The 18,272-nt window shown below is 54.8% G+C and carries 14 protein-coding genes; 11 read left to right on the top strand and 3 right to left on the bottom strand.

The annotated features are described in order from the left end of the window. The first annotated feature begins 484 nt into the window (after positions 1 to 484). Genes CRO50_RS18635 through CRO50_RS18615 form a run of 5 tightly spaced genes read left to right on the top strand, consistent with a single transcriptional unit; the run spans position 485 to position 8,345 of the window. Positions 485 to 676: a ribbon-helix-helix protein, CopG family gene (locus tag CRO50_RS18635; protein WP_097147452.1), complete on the top strand. Its 192-nt coding sequence runs from the start codon at positions 485 to 487 to the stop codon at positions 674 to 676. Further along, positions 673 to 2,430: an Eco57I restriction-modification methylase domain-containing protein gene (locus tag CRO50_RS18630; protein WP_097147451.1), complete on the top strand. Its 1,758-nt coding sequence runs from the start codon at positions 673 to 675 to the stop codon at positions 2,428 to 2,430. The genes CRO50_RS18635 and CRO50_RS18630 overlap by 4 nt, the downstream gene beginning before the upstream one ends. Then, positions 2,427 to 5,531: an Eco57I restriction-modification methylase domain-containing protein gene (locus CRO50_RS18625; protein ID WP_097147450.1), complete on the top strand. Its 3,105-nt coding sequence runs from the start codon at positions 2,427 to 2,429 to the stop codon at positions 5,529 to 5,531. Before CRO50_RS18630 ends, CRO50_RS18625 begins: the two co-directional genes overlap by 4 nt. Positions 5,532 to 5,565: 34 nt before the next feature. Beyond that, positions 5,566 to 6,642, top strand: a complete 1,077-nt coding sequence (locus tag CRO50_RS18620) for an SIR2 family protein (protein ID WP_097147449.1) — start codon at positions 5,566 to 5,568, stop codon at positions 6,640 to 6,642. After that, positions 6,642 to 8,345 (top strand): ATP-binding protein, encoded by a 1,704-nt coding sequence (locus CRO50_RS18615; protein WP_097147448.1) that lies wholly within the window; start codon positions 6,642 to 6,644, stop codon positions 8,343 to 8,345. Before CRO50_RS18620 ends, CRO50_RS18615 begins: the two co-directional genes overlap by 1 nt. Before the next feature lie 518 nt (positions 8,346 to 8,863). On the opposite strand, the gene CRO50_RS18610 is transcribed toward CRO50_RS18615, so the two are convergent. Beyond that, positions 8,864 to 12,124, bottom strand: a complete 3,261-nt coding sequence (locus CRO50_RS18610) for a tetratricopeptide repeat protein (RefSeq protein ID WP_143516971.1) — start codon at positions 12,122 to 12,124, stop codon at positions 8,864 to 8,866. Between the two features lie 50 nt (positions 12,125 to 12,174). Continuing rightward, a complete protein-coding gene (locus tag CRO50_RS20010) occupies positions 12,175 to 12,924 on the bottom strand; it encodes a hypothetical protein (protein WP_143516970.1) in 750 nt (249 codons plus the stop codon). A gap of 190 nt (positions 12,925 to 13,114) precedes the next feature. On the opposite strand from CRO50_RS20010, the gene CRO50_RS18605 reads away from it, so the two are divergent. The 6 genes from CRO50_RS18605 to CRO50_RS18580 all read left to right on the top strand — a co-directional run bounded on the left by CRO50_RS18605 (position 13,115) and on the right by CRO50_RS18580 (position 17,975). Then, positions 13,115 to 13,516 (top strand): hypothetical protein, encoded by a 402-nt coding sequence (locus CRO50_RS18605; RefSeq protein ID WP_143516969.1) that lies wholly within the window; start codon positions 13,115 to 13,117, stop codon positions 13,514 to 13,516. Between the two features lie 169 nt (positions 13,517 to 13,685). Further along, complete coding sequence (locus CRO50_RS18600) at positions 13,686 to 14,966, top strand: hypothetical protein (RefSeq protein ID WP_097147445.1); 1,281 nt, start codon at positions 13,686 to 13,688, stop codon at positions 14,964 to 14,966. Between the two features lie 11 nt (positions 14,967 to 14,977). Then, entirely contained in the window at positions 14,978 to 15,898 is a 921-nt protein-coding gene (locus tag CRO50_RS20005; protein WP_143516968.1) for a hypothetical protein, read from the top strand. A 120-nt stretch (positions 15,899 to 16,018) separates the two neighbouring features. After that, positions 16,019 to 16,324 (top strand): hypothetical protein, encoded by a 306-nt coding sequence (locus CRO50_RS18590; protein WP_097147443.1) that lies wholly within the window; start codon positions 16,019 to 16,021, stop codon positions 16,322 to 16,324. Then, positions 16,321 to 17,730 (top strand): type IV secretory system conjugative DNA transfer family protein, encoded by a 1,410-nt coding sequence (locus CRO50_RS18585; RefSeq protein WP_097147442.1) that lies wholly within the window; start codon positions 16,321 to 16,323, stop codon positions 17,728 to 17,730. The genes CRO50_RS18590 and CRO50_RS18585 overlap by 4 nt, the downstream gene beginning before the upstream one ends. After that, positions 17,727 to 17,975 (top strand): hypothetical protein, encoded by a 249-nt coding sequence (locus tag CRO50_RS18580; protein ID WP_097147441.1) that lies wholly within the window; start codon positions 17,727 to 17,729, stop codon positions 17,973 to 17,975. The genes CRO50_RS18585 and CRO50_RS18580 overlap by 4 nt, the downstream gene beginning before the upstream one ends. Here CRO50_RS18580 and CRO50_RS18575 read toward each other — a convergent pair. Further along, positions 17,969 to 18,238: a hypothetical protein gene (locus CRO50_RS18575; protein WP_097147440.1), complete on the bottom strand. Its 270-nt coding sequence runs from the start codon at positions 18,236 to 18,238 to the stop codon at positions 17,969 to 17,971. The genes CRO50_RS18580 and CRO50_RS18575 overlap by 7 nt on opposite strands. Positions 18,239 to 18,272 lie beyond the last annotated feature (34 nt).

The raw sequence follows: 18,272 nt of genomic DNA, 5'->3' as shown, positions 1-18,272 counted from the left end.
CATGCAACCGGACTAGGCCAGCGCCAATGAGCGGGGGAATGCTGTCAGGACCCGGTTGGCCTGAGGGGGATCACCCGCTCTGCACGACCATGGCTAAACCTTCGAAGAAGGATGGGCGGAAGAGCGGGGATACAGGCCAACCGCGCCCAAAGGGCGTTCAGGTCTTGACGGCAAGGGGGCCGCAGGCCCCAAATAAATGGAAAGAGAAAGTCAGCCGCTTGAGGCTGGCCGCTTCAGCGCAAGGGATGGAAGCCGAACGGCAGAGACGGCAAACGGCAGGCTCGGTTCACGACAGCCCGACCTGCAAAGGTGCGCATCCCTTATCATTGTCTTAGCCCAGTTTCCGCCATATGTTCACTATACGTACCAACGTACGTCCGCCTCTAGGAGAAAGACACGACGAGTTTGTGGGTGAGACTACACAAACGATGGTTTCAGCTTTCACCACAGTGGTGTATCATGGTGCAAAAGAGGATTCGGCACCATGCCAGCAAAGAAAAAGAACACGCCCAAAGCATCGCACCGCTTGTCTGTCAGCTTGACCGAAGAGCAACATACGGAATTGCTCGAAATTGCAGACAAAAATAAGGTCTCGGTGGCGTGGGTGGTGCGAGAGGCTATAGAGCGCTTGCTTCGCGACGAACAGCCTTTGTTCCACGTGGGGCAAGAGCGATGAACAAGCACCTAAGTAGCGTTGGGGTGGATTCTGCGACCAGGGAAACGCCGCAGCGCACCCATAGCGGACGCTTCACAGCGCTTGACGCCGACAAGCTGCGCGGTGGCTACTATACATCGTTTGAGTTGGCGCGCTGGCTGTGCGCTTGGGCGATCCGGGGAGCGGGCGAAACTGTACTGGAACCGAGCTGCGGTGATGGCACATTCCTAGAAGCTGCAAGTATGCGCCTGGAAGCTTTGGGGGCAAAGGGCCCTGCTCGTGCGAACCATCTGCGTGGAATCGAAATCATACCGGATGAGGCTGATAAAGCCCGCATGCGCCTCAAGGATGGCTTGGGCATGCGTGCTAATGATGTTGTAGTAAACAGCGATTTTTTTGCGTGGTGGAACCAACCAAGGCGTCCGGAATTTGACGTTGTGGTCGGCAATCCACCCTTCATCCGCTATCAAAGTTTTCCGGAGCCCCATCGCAGCCGTGCGATGGATATCATGCATGGGCAAGGTCTTTCTCCGAACCGCCTAACAAATATCTGGGTGCCGTTTGTGGTCGCGGCGGCAGCGGCGCTAAAGGAAGGCGGGCGCATGGCGTTGGTCCTTCCCGCAGAGCTTTTGCAAGTAAGTTACGCAGCCCAGTTGCGCTCATTTTTGACCGACAGGTTTGGCCGCGTCGATCTAATTGCCTGCAACGAGCTGTTCTTTGAAAAGGCTGAGCAAGAAGTGTTGCTCCTGCTCGCCGATGAGGCCCGCCCTGCGCCTTCGGCCAGCAATCCCTGCAAGGTTAATTTGACGGAAAGCGACTCGGTCGCCGATATCGTCAGACGCACGCCGCACGAGGTTTTGAGGGGCGCATCACCCAAAACGGTCTGCCATGATAGCGAAAAATGGCTCAAATATTTCCTAAACGCAGAAGAAATTTCCTTCATGCGCGCTCTGCGCGCCGGTGAAAATACCGTAGAGCTTGGCACTTATGCTTCGGTGAACGTCGGGGTGGTCACGGGAAAGAACCAGTTTTTTGTACTGCGCGAAAGCGAAGTCGCAGAGCTTGGTCTACAAGGCTATACAATCCCGCTGATCGGGCGCTCTTCCCATCTGATAGGCGCGAAGATTGATAAGGCTGGCTGGCGTACGCTCGCCAGCGAGGAGCAGCGGGTGCACCTTTTACATCTGGCACCAATCAACGGCACAAAGCCCAAAGGGGCTCTTGCTAACTATATCCAGCTAGGCGAAAACCAAGACGTGAATAAGGGCTATAAGTGCTCGGTGCGTACGCCCTGGTACGCCGTGCCTTCTGTCTATGTGCCAGATGCTTTTGTTTTTCGCCAGATATATGACTTTCCTCGCATCGTTCTCAATGAGGCCGAAGCGACGGCGACCGATACAATTCACCGCATGCGAAGCCATGGCGCGGATCCGCGCGAGATTGTCGCTAATAGCTACAGCTATTTGACGGCTGCTTCTGCAGAAATCGAAGGGCGTAGCTATGGAGGCGGCGTTCTCGAACTGGAGCCAAGCGAAGCGCAAAAGCTGCTTATGCCATCGACTCTTGGCGACGCCCTGCCGCTCGAAGAGTGTGACGCATTAATTCGGGCCGGTCGGCTTGAGACCGTACTTGAAGAAAACAATCGCCGCATTTTGATGCGGCGAATGGGGCTTTCAAAGACCGAATGCGCGATGCTACGCGACATCTGGGAGAAGATGCGGAACCGGCGACTTGGACGCCGCCGCGCCGGTAAGAAAACACGGAGCCAGGCATGAGTAACGCTTCGCAAGCCGGAACCGTGGCTACCGATAGCAATGAGGCGAAGGAACACGCCCGCGCTCGGGTGGCTGAGCTTGTTGAACGCTTCCGACTCAACGAAGCGGATTACCGCGATACAAACTATAATGAGACTCAGGCCCGTACGGAATTCATAACACCGCTGCTCGAAGCTTTTGGCTGGGACGTACATAATAGGCGCGCCCAGCCGTTGATCTACCGTGAGGTTATTGAAGAGGCGACTGTCGAAGTTGGGGAAGAGCGCCTGTCAAAACGGCCAGATTATGAGCTTCGGCTTGCGCGGCAGCGCAAGCTTTTCATAGAGGCGAAAAAGCCTAGCGTTCGAATTGATCGTGACCGCGCCCCCGCGTTCCAGGCACGGCGCTACGGGTATTCGGCAAGCTTACCAATATCGGTTGTCACCAATTTTCACCAGCTAGTCATCTATGATTGCAAGCCGGTGCCGGTTGAAACCGACGAAGTGCACGTCGCACGGCTGCATCAGTTCGGATACCGGGACTTTGATGCCCGGTTTGATGAGCTGTGGTCATTGCTCTCACGGGAAAGCGTGCTCTCCGGCGCATTCGACAGACGTTTTGCCATCGATACGACGCGACATGGCTCGCAGCAATTCGATGACTTCTTTCTCAATCAGGTTCGCAATTGGCGTGCGCGCCTCGCCGCCGATATCCACGCAAACACGCCTGGCCTCAGCTCGGAAGAGTTGACCTACGCGGTGCAGCTTTTTCTCTCGCGGATCGTCTTCCTTCGAATTTGCGAAGACCGTGAGATAGAGAAATACGAGACGCTCAAGAACCTCGATGGCAGCGCAACTTTTGATGCCTTGATGGATGTCCTGCGTCGCGCCGATGAATTTTACAACTCGGGGCTGTTCCACCTGATAGACGATGACCCGCTGGGTATACGGATCAGTGACGAGGTGCTGCAAAGCATCATCGACGAGCTGTATTACCCGCTCAGCCCCTACACATTTGCGGTGATTGAAACCGAGGTGCTGGGCGAAATCTATGAGCAATTCCTCGGTGAAGTGATCGTGGTGCAGGATGGCGCTGTCACCATCACCAGCAAGCCGGAAATCCGCGAAAGTGGCGGCGTGGTGCCTACGCCCAGATTTATCGCCGATGCTATTGTTGCCCGCGCGCTCGGTCCGCTCCTTACTGGCCGTTCTCCACAAGAACTAGCGGCCTTCACGCTAGCCGATACATGCTGTGGCTCCGGTATCTTTTTGCTCTCCGCCTACGACTTCCTGCTCGGCCATTATCTGGATTGGTATGTCGCAACCGGCCCGGAGACGCATGCGGGCACCACGATCTATCAGATCGGCGAAAATTCCTGGCGGCTGACCTTTGACGAAAAGCGCCGCATACTGCTGGCACATCTGCGCGGCGTCGATATCGATGCCAATGCCGTTGAGGTCGCACAATTCAGTCTGCTACTCAAGCTTATCGAGGAGGAAAGCGAGGCAGCGCTGAAAGATTATGTGCGCCGCAAGAGGCATGCGGCGCTGCCCGCGCTCGATAGCCGCATTCGCTGCGGCAATTCGCTTGTGAGTACGCAGGAGTGGGAGGCTGCGTGTGGTCCGCTGCCAGCGGCGCTGTATGACGTGATCAAGCCATTCCGTTGGCAGGACGAGTTTGCCGACGAAATGGTCGCAGGCGGTTTCGATGTCATCGTTGGCAACCCACCTTATATTCGTATTCAGAACATGGTCGCCTACTCGCCTGAGGAGGCCGCGTTTTATCACGCAACAGAATCCCCCTATAGCACGGCGCGTCAGGATAATTTTGATAAATATGCCTTGTTCATCGAGCGCTCCCTCGGCCTGATCAAGGAAACAGGACGCATTGGCGTTATTGTCCCGAACAAGTTCATGACGATCCGCTCAGGCCGGGCGCTGCGCGGACTTCTGACCCACTCGCCGGTTCTGGAAGAGATCGTCAACTTCGGGGTGAAACCGGTCTTTGGGCGCGGCACGTCCAACTATACCTGCATTCTGGTCATGGACCGCGCTGGCCGCGAGGCGGTCAGTGTAGAGCAAGCCTGTCCGTTGGAAGAATGGCGCTATGGCCGGACGGGCACGGTAACATCGGTGCCTGCCTCTGAAATGAGCGAAGCCCCCTGGGCGTTCGGACAAGAGGACGTGCGCGCACTCTTTGCGCGGATCAAAAACGAGGTTCCGGGGAGGCTGCACGCGCTCTCGAACATCGAGGTCGGCGTTCAGACCAGCAAAGATGAAATCTATTTCCTGTGCCCCACGCGCTCCGACGATGATTATGTCTGGATTGAGTGGCAGGACCGCGAATGGAGGATCGAGCGGGGCATCCTTCGCCCATGTTTGCATGATGCGCCGCTTCATGCGTTTGGCCAGCCTGAGGCCAACGCCTGGATGATCTTTCCTTACGAGTTGGTGACCACACCAAAAGGCAAGCTGCGCGCCCGGCTATTGCAGCCCGATGAAATGGCGGAAAATTACCCGCACTGTCTGGAATATTTGAGCGCGCAGCGCGAAACGCTCGAAGTACGCAATATTGTCGGCGGCGCGGCTGACGAGCGGCAATTCTATCAGTATGGACGCTCACAAAGCCTGACGAAGTTCGACAGCCCGAAAATCATACTGCCCGTTCTCTCCCGTGAGCCGCGTTACGCCTATGATACGACGAACACGATTATCACTGGAGGCGGCAACGGCCCATATTACATGATCCGTGCCAAGGATGACGCTCCGATCTCAACGCTCTATTTACTTGCCGTCCTGAACCATCCGCTTTGTGAAGCGATGATCCGAACGAACACCAGCGTATTCCGGGGCGGTTATTATTCTCACGGCAAGCAATTTATCAAAGACCTGCCAATCCCCGTCCCGGAAGATGATGCAACGAAGGCAGCAATCGAGCAGCAGGCAGAAAAGGTTGTAAAGACGGCAGCAGCATTGACTGCCGCGCGCACGCCGCGGGAGCGGACACTGCGAGAGCGCACGGCCAAGGATGCGCGGGCGCAGCTAGATCGCCAGGTGAGCGCGCTATTCGGCCTATCAAAGGATGATGCAGAAACAATTGAAGCTGTACAGGTGCCCTCATGAAAAGTGTGTTAAAAAGTAAAATGAGGAGGCTTTCATGAGTAGCGATGTCCGTGAACAAATCACCGAATGGCTCACCGGAAACGACACCTGCTTTCTGATCGGTGCAGGTTGCAGCGCTTGCGCAGGCAAGCCACTAATCGGCAAACTCACGGAGAGCGTTTTGAACGGTCTCGATCAAAAGCTACTCGATCATTTTGCCGGACTAAAGCCTGCGGGTGACCGCCCCCCAACAATTGAGGACTTAATCAACTATCTCGTCCGTTACCGCGAGATTCTGAACACGATCATGACCGGCGATGCGCATGAAATTACCGTCGATGAGATTGATGGATGGCTTGCCGAAATCAAGAAACGCGTTGTAAGCGAAGTGGCTGATGACTGGAGTTCGAGCGGTCATCACGAGCGGTTCTTACAGCGCCTGCGCGGTGCTCGTGAACGCGGTCCTCGCGATGTATTCAGCCTAAATTACGATACGCTGCTTGAGGCTAGTCTGGATTCTCTTCGATTGCCATACTCTGACGGCTTTCGCGGCACCAATCGCGCCTGGTTCGATCCGCAAACCTTTGATGAGGCTGGGCCAGGGATCGCATATCGGATTCACAAGCTCCACGGCTCCATCAACTGGACACGCGATGCCGATGGTCATGTCCGGCGTGGACGCAACGCAAACGAAGATGCTGCGGATGAGCCGGTGGTGGTGTATCCCTCTGAGCAAAAATACATACAAACCCAGTATGGGGTATATGAAACACTGATTGGCCGCTTTCGGAACCGGTTGCGGCGAACCGGTGTCAATAATCACCTCGTCGTGCTCGGCTACAGCTTTAATGACGAGCACATCAACGAAGCCATTTGCGATGCAATAAATTCTCCGCAAAGCAATCTCACCGTCATCGCCTTCGTGGGACCAGAGCAGGATCGCGATAAGCAGGATCAGCGTTTGCAAGCGTTCTGTGACCGCTGCGATTCTCGCTTTAGCGTCTTCATTGGCGGCAAGGACAATGGCGGGTTTATCGGACATGCCCTTGATGTGGAATCGTCCCTCGGCGTCTTAGAAGCCGATCTGTGGAAATTCGAAAATCTGGTTTCATATATTGCCGGGGGGAACTGATGAGCGATCCAATCCTAAAAATCGGGCGCGTGGTCGAGGTCTCTGGTTCCAAGGTGATCGGCGAGCTTGAAGGAACGGTAGAAGACCTCCACCGGACCTATAAGAGCCGCCGCTATGCAGTTGGGCAGGTCGGCTCAATTGTGAAGATCGAAGCGGGCGATAAACTTGTTTTTGGCGTGGTGACAGCACTTCGGATGACCGAAACCATGCTTGAAGGCGGGGCTGCAATTGCCGGTCGTGACGCTCTTGGTGAGGGCGCGTCAGACGCAAAGTGGCTCGAAATTGAGCTGTTCGGTGAGGCTGTACGAACCGGCCTCGGCGAAAATGAGTTCATGTTTCAGCGGGGTGTTGTGACCTACCCCCTTCCAGGACAGGGTATCTTCGTAGCAAGCGTCGTTGAGCTTCAACGAATATACAACCGTCCCGACAAGCCGAGCGTACATATTGGAGCGCTTTCGCAAGCCGCATCCCTGCCGGTGTATTTGCTGACCGACGAGTTGCTTGGCAAGCATTTCGCTATCCTGGGCACTACTGGGTCCGGCAAATCCTGTTCGGTCACGGTGTTGCTGCGTTCTATTCTGGAAGTTGCGCCGCGCGCCCATGTAATATTGCTTGATCCGCACAATGAGTACCGGCGGGCATTCCCCGATCTGGCGGAAGTGATTGATCCAACCACGCTGAATCTGCCGCATTGGCTCCTAAACTTTGAAGAAAGCGTCGAGTTATTCATCGGCAAAACAGAGCATGTCGCTACCAGCCAGACCAATATTCTTAAGGATGCCATCTTGGCAGCGCGGCGCGATTTCGGTGCTAATGACATTCCTACGGAGAAGATCACGGTCGATACCCCCGTGCCATATCGTCTAGGTGATATGTTGGCACATATCGATGCGGCGATGCCAACGCAGGCTTCCAGGCAGGATTCGTATCTCAAGATCAAGAATAAGGCTGAAACACTGCAACAGGACAGCCGCTTTGGTTTTATGATGCGTCCTGATGAAACTGTGGGCGATCAGCTCGCCGAAATCGTCGCTCAGTATTTGCGGATCCCGGTAGGCAACAAACCCCTTTCGATCATCGATCTTTCGGGGGTTCCATCTGATGTTGTCGATGTCGTGGTCTCTGTGCTCTGCCGCATGGTCTTTGACTTTGCGGTTTGGAGCCCTCGCCCGGTACAGGTGCCGGTAGTGTTGATCTGTGAAGAGGCTCACCGCTATGCACCTCGGCGTGACGATGCCGCTTTCCAGCCAACCAAGCAGGCATTGTCGCGGATCGCCAAGGAAGGCCGCAAATATGGTGTTGGGCTAGGATTGATCTCGCAGCGCCCCTCCGAGCTGGCCGAGTCGATCCTTTCACAGTGCAACACGTTGATTGCGCTGCGCATGAGCAACGAGCAGGATCAGAATTTCGTCCAGCGTGCGTTGCCCGATTCCGTGCGGAGCCTCGTGAGCATCTTGCCGACCCTGCGCACGCAAGAAGCTCTGGTCGTCGGCGAAGGCACTGTCGTGCCGGTACGGCTGCGCTTCAACGATCTTGACAAAGCTCATATGCCGCAAAGCGCCGATGTGCCGTTCGCAGCTCTGTGGGAAACGGACGGTGCGGATGCTGACCATGTGACCAACGTGGTGCGGCGGTGGCGGATGCAAGAGCGACCGCCGTTGCTGTCGAATACGGAGCAAACTGATGATGGCGAAGGCACGTAGCTGCCTGTGGGAACAGGGCGGCGCGGCCCACAGTGCGGTTCAGCGTCAATGCGGTGATGGAATCTAGTCGGTACACGCATGGTCTGGGATTCAAGGGGCGCGAAGGCTCCTGTTCGATGGGATGGTTCCAAGGAAGGGCAGCGCGAAAGCTCTCTTCTTGGTCAGGATTGCACAAGGGCCGGAACGCCCTTTGCTCTCGATGAAATCGTCTCCATGAAATGGTCATGGGGGTATCGGTGGGAGCAGGAACGCTCCCCTGATTGGTGATCGAACGGTCAGACGTTTCGGGCATGGTTCGGTGCAGGTGGAGAGGCACGTCTCCAAGGCCTGCGAGCGATTGACCGGCGATACGGTCTACTGGCTCTGAAATGGGTTCGATACCCTGGAAGAGCCACGGCTAGAGGGTCCACGGGAGAGCGCAGCGTCTCCCTGGCAAGATTGGTGTTGTAGTACAACACACATCTTGCGTTCAGCGCTATTGGCTAAGTTCTGCTTCTAAGGATAAGAAGTACCCGATTCTAAAGTTTAAAATCGCCCAACCAATTTAAGTCGTATGAGAAGGTGTAGGTGCTGAGCTGAAAATCATCTGTTGGCGGCGAAACATCAACCGGCCCAATGGAAAAGGGCGCTGGAGGTCGAAGAAATTTCGGATCGGCTGGCACGGCCATTGTCTGGCAAAGCTGCATATATTTCAAGTGCAGACGGTCAGATACCTTCCGGTGCCACTCAGCGTCCAACCAAGAAAACGCCTGAGCATTCTCCATGACACTGACTAAGATTTCGTACGCATCCCCGACACGGTTCAAATCCACCAAGTATTCGTACTGCTTTTCTTGAAACGCGCAAAGCTTCTTTATGTGCCTTTCTGGCTCTGCCGCTTGCAGCTTTTCGAGCGTCGCGACCGCCTCAGCAATTGCCACCAAGGCGGACTCCACCTTAGTCAAGGCAAAGAGATTGACGGCCTTCAAGTGCAGAAAATCTGCAAGCATTCCAGACACTATATTTTGCGCGCCTTTCGAGACATCGGGCGTCTCCTGGAAAAGCTCCAAAGCTTCGTTGACAGTGAGAACCGCGTCATCATGCAAGTTGGCCAAGTATTGTGCCATGGCCTTGTTGTGCATTGCTTGGGCAAGTTGCGAATTTGTGGCATCACCACTCGAACCCAAAGCAGCACGATAGTTTTCTTCGGCCTGTCCAGCGGCAACAATGGCCTCTTGAAACCGCTCCAAGCGCATCAAGGCGTTTGAACGATTGAGCTCTATCAGAGCCAATTGCGGTAGAAAAACGACGGGGTGCAATGCAGCTATCGGCTCACAGAGCTTTTCTGCCTCCTGCAGTGCGACCAGATTTTCATCGTACGATCCAGTTGAAGCCAGCGTCGCCCCCCTATTCAGCAGGGCCTGAATCAACATCGGCTTGTAACGGCTCACATTGCCCTCGGAGAGCTCCTTGAATATCTCGATTGAGCCATCGATTGCTTCAAGCGCTTGGCCATGTCTGCCAGCCTGTAATAAGAACCTGCTCTGGTTGAGGCTGGATACTCCGATTGCTTCCTTCACCGTGCCTGGGCGAAGGCGATCCACTTCCTTAAGTAATCTGATTGCCTCAGCGCTGTAGGAAACTGCCTTTTCTAAACGTTCCGTCTCGGAACAGATTGCCGCGAACGTATCCAATGTCGCTGCATAATCTTCCGCATACCGCTCAGGGTTATTCCGAAACAATTGCTCAAAATACTGAGCGGAATCATGTATCGCCCATTCGGCGTGTTCCAGATGTCCAATCTTAAACAGTGCGTTGCATTGATACCGATAGAGCAACCCGAGATTTGCATGAATTTCATCATTCCCGTCGCCGTCCAGAGCTTGAAATCTGTCAATACCCTCTTCAATAACGGAAAGCGCGTCTGAGTTTGCACCATGAGCAATCAGAGCATTTGCTTTACGAAGCAACAGGGCCGCTCGTGTAGGGTCGGGTTGATTGAGCGCCAAGAGCCTATCGCATATTGCGACTACAAATTTTGCTGAGAATGTCGATGTGGGCCGATACGCAATCCTGTAGAGCGGAGTTAAAAGCTTGGGTCGCGTGTCCAACATTGCTATCGAAACTTGTTCAACCGCCCGACCTGCCTCAACGTCAAAAGACGCAATGTCCGCGATCACGCGCGCTAGGATATCTCCAAAATCCTCCTTGGCCTCTGCCGCCGCAGGTGCCATCCACCCGGCAAGCCCTGGCGGTGGGTCATCCAATTTCAACGCCTTCGTCAAGAACGCAGCCGCGGGCAAATCCGGCTCGATCCGTACTAGATGCCCAGGCTGCGTGGCTGTTCGTTTTCGCCAAAACGGCGTGGCCTGAACGGCCTCCAAGAGGTGGTTGCCAGTCTTTCCTTCACAAATGCCACTCTCACCCAACTCGTGAATGGTATCTTTTCCGAGGCCGGTCGGAGTGAGAAGCGATAGCGCCAAGAGCTTTTCGAGCGCGTTGCGCGCCCCCAAATCTCGCTCAGAATATGAGCGCACCCGCCTCAGTTCGAAATCGGCCAGCGCAGACAGAACGCCTTTGCCGTTCAGCGAAAAAGCACGATCCGGAAACAGCACCGCGTGGACCGAGGCGGCCACGACATTCAATGGCAGTCTATGAACAGGGTCGTGATTAAGCCAGTCGGGAAGAAATTTCGCCCTTATTTTCCCCCGCCGTCCGATACTCCCCGGATAATCTTCCATCACATCGTGCGCAATGGTCTCCGCATCTTCAAAATCGAGGTACGGCTTGGCTTCGAGACGAATTTCCTCAAAGTTCGGGTAACCGGGATCATTCAGGATTTTTAGCCAACTCTGCCGATCCTGACGCGATACGAGAATAATTCGGATCGGACGATCATACTCCGTACCCTCGGCTGCAGACTTTAAGATGGCTTTGACCTCAGCAGTGCGCTCCTCCGGATAGTCAATAATCAACGCCACACCGTTGCCTGCGCCATTATAGATCGCTCCGTCCGGATTGCTTGGAAGAAAATCGCCGTGCCATAATTTGTCTTTGTCGTGAACCAATCTGGTTACCACGTGAGCGGCGAGGCGCGTTTTACCGGAACCTCCTGGGCCGCTGATCAGCATGACTTTCGCTCGATTTGATGCATCATCAAGCGCCCAAGCCATTAGTCGCTTGTGTTCTTCAGTCCTACCGTGGAGGTTTGAAAGGCGCGCGCTCCAATGAAGCGCTGCGTAGACATCTGGGATTCCATCTTCAGTCAGTGTTGCCTCGAAATGCTGGTCGATTTCGAGCGGTTGAAGATTGGCGGCATTTCCGAGTGAAATACTGATCGGGCCGAGACGAGCAATTTTAACGGCTGGAAGGTGGCGTGGGCGCGGAATGCCCAACCGGATCATGTCGCGCTCAAATTCGTCGTAGAAACTCTTACCGAACAGCGCCTGGCTTATACGTTCACCATAGGGTGCAAGCCTCGCATCGTCATGAAACAGAAAGAAGTAGTAGATCCTGTAGACATGTATCGGGTCGGTTCCGTACGCCGTCCCTTTTCCGTCTTTTCCTTTCCCCATTCGACGAACAAGGGCACTCGGGTCACTGATCACAGGGGGGCGACCGTCACCACCAGAGGCTTTGAAAGCGGCATCCAATATTTCATTGTAGGCAGCACCAGACATGGCACCTTTTGCTATTTCCGCATAGCGTTGGAGTTCTGGCTTCACAGCGTCATACAACGCTTGTTTCGCAACACGCCTTTCAAGTAGTTCCTGAAATGTCGAAAATTCAAGTTGAGCCACACCACTTTCCCCGCCACGCGGGAGAAGCTTCTATGCTACGACACAGTGGGTCAAGGGCCTGTAGGGGAAAACTCTTCCGGCTCGACAGCAACTTCGTAGCCATTTCTGAAGTACTGAAATGATGATGCTATAGGGCTGCCATCAGCGTCATATTCGATGATCGCAGGGCCATCTTCACGATGGAGTTCATCCTCCCTATAATACTCTTCTCGGACCACTCGACCGCTTTCTGGATCATATTCAATAAGCGCAGGGCCATCCTCTCGATCGAGCACAGGCTCCAAATTAACTCGCTTGAGATATTCATCACGCAGCAAGCGGCCAGTTTCAGGTGAGAAGTGCTGGCCTGTGGGCAGATTGTCGTCACGCGCAAAATTTCCCCTCTGATAGAAAAACCATGAAGTCACATGACCCGTTTTGCCATCACGATAAATCTCTGAAGGCTCCCCCCCATCACGATGTTTTTTACCCTCCCGAGTATATCTCTCGAATGTCACGATACCGCTATTTGCATCATATTTTGTCTCGGCTGGAAGGGTATCCTCACGACGGTTAGGCCGGAACGGCAGCGTGGGTATTGTTGACAATGGTGCAGACCAACGCAGGTCCTCTACCCAAGCTTCATGGATTAATGCTCCAGTTTCAGGATCAAATTCTTCATAAGCAGGACCATCTTGATGAAATAAGAGATGTAATCCGGCATTCAGCCCCCGACTTCTCGATGTAGGCGCCAGCAACCAACTTCTCGATGTAAGCCTATATTGTGTATCATGCGTCTCGAAAACTCTGTATTCTATCATTCCCTAAAATATCACATCCAATTGTTTTTTATCAAGAAATTTTTGCGAATCGTCGAATGTCGGTTCGTTGTAGGTCCATTGTCGGCTGACCAATGGCTTACTCCATCTCAGAGCTCAAGCGACTGGACGGACCACCGCTAAGGGGCTTCGGGTGGCCACCCTTCATCAAATTTTGTTGGAGGGTTCCGAGATGGAATTCGAAGGACTTGCTGTTCAGGCGCTGCCTGAGCGCCTGATGAAAACACCTGCTTTTGTGCAGGCCCTCGCACACAGGATCGTTGATCTTGGCATGTCAGGTGACGAAACCGTAGACTTTGTGCTGGGGACGATCTTCGACTTTGTGTCGAAAGGCGGCGTCTTGCTCGATGCCAAGGGTGAAGAGATTGGCATTGACGACATAATCGAATGCTTTTCCGAAGAGCCACGCCGTTGGATTAATTCCACAAAGAAATGGGCAAGCAAGCCCCCGAAGCAACGGCTTCAGCAGCGCTGCGTGGCGCGCGTGACGTTCATCTATTTGGCCTTCCAAATTGTCGATAAAAACTTCGTTTCCGTTCCCAAATCGACGGGAGAGAAAAGCCAAGCCGCGTGACAAATCGAAATTTCATCACCGCTCAACCGGCCCAGAAATGGGCCGGTTTTTTTGTGCCCGGAAAACTTCCGCCCAGCCTAAGGCCACGCTCTCACCCGCCATCGGTCAAGCCCTCCTGTCTCATACCACTGCACGGATTCCCCGTGCATCCAACCAATGGAGGCATTGTATGGGCATCGACACGCTGACGAAATCTACTACCGACACCGTGCTTGGCAGTGGTATCGAAAGTGCGCTGCAGGAGTGGATCAGGCCCCGCTCTCAGGAGCTAACCGAAATGATCAGCGACCTCAGGGCACGGGTTGACGACCTTAGCACCAGTGCTGAGGAAATGGCGGTGCTTTCCGCGTCCGATGTCGCCGAACGCGCCACCGCCGAAATAGCGGCAGAAGCAGACACAGCTGCCGCCAACATTCTCTCAAAAGGAAAGGAGCGCAGCCAAGCACGACAGTATCAGGCCGTCTTCCAGCTCCAGCACAATTTACCGCGCCCGCCGCAAGTGCCGGATATCGTAAACAGCGTCATTCTGCTTTTGCTTGCGATCCTTATTGAAGGAATTGCAACGGCAGCTTTCTTTCTCGGTGGTGGCTTCGTGGCCGGTGCAGGCGAAGCCTTGGTGATCGGCCTGACTATCAGCGGGGTGAACACCCTGACCTCAGCGGGCATTGGGGGCTTTGTTTGCGGGCGGTACTGGAACTACGGGCTGAAGTGCCGCGAACCGGACGCCGCGATGGCAATCAAGCGTTGGACGGCGCGTGTCGGCGCTATCCTCACTGTTTGCGCGATAGGCGGTTTGCTCATCGCGTCCGGGATTGTGCGCGCAACCGGCGAGACTGACCACCTGAGCTTTTCTCTGGAAGCCATCGGCGCGGCTGCAACCAACTTTCATTCCCTGATGCTTTGGGCAATCGGTGCTTGCTTCGCCATCCTCTCCTGGAAAAAGGGGATGACGGCGTTTTCAGATGCCTATCCGGGCTTCAGCGCCGCATCCAAAGCCGTCTCAACGGCCACCGAAGAGACAAAGCTTCTTCATCACAATGGCCTCTCAGAAATCGATACCGTTTACGAAGAAGCCATCGAGAAAATCGCAGAAATTGGCGATGACATTAACGATGCGCGCGCAGGCCGTCGTGAAGAGCGGCGTGCCCTTGTTCACGAACGCGAACACCTGATCGGCAAGATTTCCGGTCTTGCCGATGACTTCCTGGCGTTTCGCGCCGAACAAATCGGCCAGTACGAAGCCATCACCGGCAGAAAACCAGCCGATGTGAATATGGCTCCCATCGATACCGCAAAGCTGACCGCTTTGTTGCCGGAAATTCCCAAAGATACGCCCAATCGGAATTCCGGTTCCGCCGATAGTCGAAAGCAGGCTGTCGCGGTTCTGTCCGCTACGCGCAGCAAGAGCATTGAAGCGGTCAATACTGCCTATCAGCAATCCCTTAAGTGAAGGAGGCCACAATGAGCATCAACAAAAAGCGCAGAGGCCGGAACAAACGCGGTCGCGCCAGTCGGAATGGTTCGAGGACTTGGTTCAAAATCGCAGCCGCTGGCGTCGCGACCGCTGGAACGGTCGGCACTGTTGGCTTTCTGGCCATGAAAGATGCCAGCTATGTTCAGGCAGATGCAAACGGGTGCTACCCTGGCGTTCAGGCCCATACGGTGGCTCTGATTGACTCATCAGAGCCGCGTTGGGACGCGGCTCAAACGCGTGATCTCAACGCTGTGTTCGACAACCTTCTCAGCGGTGGTATGCGCTTCAACGAGCGGCTTTCCATCGTCACAACGGAAGAGGGCCAGATCGGTGCCGTCGCCCATCCCGTCGCGAGCCTTTGCCAGCCCGCGACCACGCCCGCTGACCTGGCGCGCGTTGGCGCGAAATCCGCGACACTGGCATTCGTCCAAAAGCAAGCTGCGCATTTTCGCGAAACTGTTATTGAACCGGTGCTGACCGCTGTGCTTGATCCGAGCCCCGAGAATGCCGCACGTCGTCAGGAGCGGGAAAGCCCGATCCTGGAACAAATTCAATCGGTATCCCGGATGACTGAATTCCGTGAGGATGTTCAGGAACGCCATTTGATCCTTGTTAGTGACCTGCTTCAGTCAACGGTAGAGATGCAGGCGTGTGTGCGACAAGGGGATTTGCCGTCTTTCGAGCATTTCAAGACGACTGAGTATTTTGATCGGATAAAGCCAAATTCACTGCGCGGCGTGCGCGTCACGGTCTACATGCTCATTCGCAGTGGCTATGGCGGCGAATACCTTCCCTTCTGCTCGGAAGACGAGCTGACGGATTTCTACCGCGCCTATTTCGAAGATGCGGGTGCATCTTCGGTCGAAATCATCCGCCTCCGCATGGGCGCGCATGTTTCTAGCCAGTGAGGGAACAGCGATGATCAATCACTCCGTCCCTTTTCACACTATCAAGTCCAGCCCTCGACGGGGCTGGACACACATGTCTGCGCAGCCTGTGCACCAACCATACACATCAGGGTGGAGCCTATGACCGGCAAACCGAACTCTAGCCCAGTCTGGACGGTCAATGCTCACTTTCTTCGTTCCTGCCTTGGTTTTGGCGTGGCCTGGATGTTTTGGGAAAAGGCCCCATCGGAGCCGAGCCCGCTCCACTTCATTGCCGGAGTCTTCGCGCTGGCCGGTGCGATCTCAGCACTCAAGGGAACCTGGCACGCATTCAAATACATCCGCGCGCTGCGCAAGTGGGCGAAGTTCAAGGCGCAAGGGGCCGCCCCCAAGGCGGATAAGCTGGCAAGCAAAAACGACCTTCGGGCGAAGGGGCTGATCAAATGAGCTTCCCATTTAACAAACTCCCAGGCCGCGCCATTGATCCAGAGGGGCGACGGCTGATCGGTTTCACGTTTGAAGACCGAGAGCCTATTTTCGCCCCGAAAGGGCATAGCTCGACTTATGCTGCCAACGGCACAGGCAAAACTACATGCATCGGCGTCCCTGGCCTGCTTTCTTTGGCGAGTTCTGAGCCACGCAAGGCCATCTTCATGTTTGACAGCAAAGAAGAAATTGCCGCGCAGGTCGCCAACATGCTCGACAAGCAGGGCAGAAAAGTTGCCGTCATCGACGATATGGGCGTCCATCCCGAATTTGCCCACTTACGCGTGAATTTAAACCCCTTTGGGGCGGCAGTTGCGACATACCGGCATGATCAGCGCGATTTGGTGTTTACCCTCGATACAATCGTCAACGCACTCATTCCGGAACCGGCTGGCGGAGATGCAAAAAACAAATGGTTCCGAGATGTTCCAAGGGACATCAACCGGTTCGGAATTGCGGTTCTTCTCAAGAACAGTACGGCTCTGGCTACGCCGGGTTCTCTGTCCGATATCTTGTGCGATCCGGCCATGCTCAAAGGTTTGGCCGAAATCGAAGCCACAGAGGGCCATCCGATGCTTCAAGCGTTAGCCCGCACTGTATTGGAGGCCGCCAGCCATGAGAGTTGGCCTCAGCATGTATCCGAAGCAAGGCGGTCGCTTTACCTATTTTCACCCGGCACCCGATTGCACGATGCCGGGATCAATGCATCAATTTCGCATGAGGATTTGATCCGAGAAGGTTACATCATTTTCCTCGTGGGACCACAGCGTTTTATGAACAGCCTCGGGCCCTATTATGCACTTCACATCCTCGCCTTCTGCGATGCTCTATATAATGGTGCGGGCGCTTTGCGGATTTTGGCCGACGAATTTACGAATTCTCCCCTAGCGTCAATGGTTTCTGCCCTCACCACCCTGCGTGCATTTGGTGGCGAAGCGCATATGATCAGCCAAAGTCGATCCGAAGTGATCCGAAAGTTCGGCGCGCGCGAAGCCGAAACGATTGAAGATAACAGCATCACCAAACACTGGCTCAGTTTCTCATTTGAAGAAGCTGAGCGCGTGTCCAAGGCCATGGGCGAACAGCATGCGGTTGCCGAGGGTCTAAACGGTGAGCGCCCAGGTCTGAAAACACAGACCAACATGAGCCTCATCAAGCAGCCGCAGATGTCTCCCGCCGAACTCATGGCCCTGCCGCGCGGTCAGGTGCTCACGCATATTCAGGGGGTCGGTTTTTTCAGGCATTGGGCCGTCTATCAGAACCAGATCGCGCCCTATTGCAATTTGATCGCGGACAATCCGCTTGAGGGCAAACGCCTGCCACCTGATCCTAAAGTCAAGCTGGTAATACCTGGGAGGAAGTCATGAAGATCGCCGCGCTCTTTCTCTGGATGATCGCGCCGCTTGGGTTTTGGGGTGCCGTCACATATTGGGGAACGCCCCATGTCGTCTGGTCTTACACCTTCCACAGCAGCGGTAATGGCTACGGCGTAACCGCCAAGCGCTACTACATCAACTGCACCTATATCGGCTGGACCGGAAAGCATGTCACTTCCGCCCAACAGGGTCGGTGTCTCTGGATACGGTTGTTCAAACCGGAAGAAAATCAGTGAACGTGAATGCTGCGTTTTTCGGGCGGGGGCGCGTACACCCGCTCACGCAGCCCAAACATGTCAGTCAGAATTTGCTGCACGGATTGCTTGAGGCAATACAACACCAATTCGGGGTCCACCTCACCCTTTGCAATGATGCGGTCATAGTGTTTGCGGGTCTTTTTGTCGAAGCCACCGAACGGCTCAGTTGCCTCAAATAGTTCTTCATAGCTCAACGGTTCGAGCCAGTCCCGCACATCCTGAATGTCATCGAAAACAACCATGATATCAGCCTATCAAACTTGATATCCCGAAAGC

Origin of the sequence: Pseudooceanicola antarcticus, from assembly GCF_900215355.1 — a bacterium.
In the GTDB taxonomy this organism is placed as follows: Bacteria; Pseudomonadota; Alphaproteobacteria; order Rhodobacterales; family Rhodobacteraceae; genus Pseudooceanicola; species Pseudooceanicola antarcticus.
This window is presented reverse-complemented; position numbering and strand designations above follow the sequence as displayed.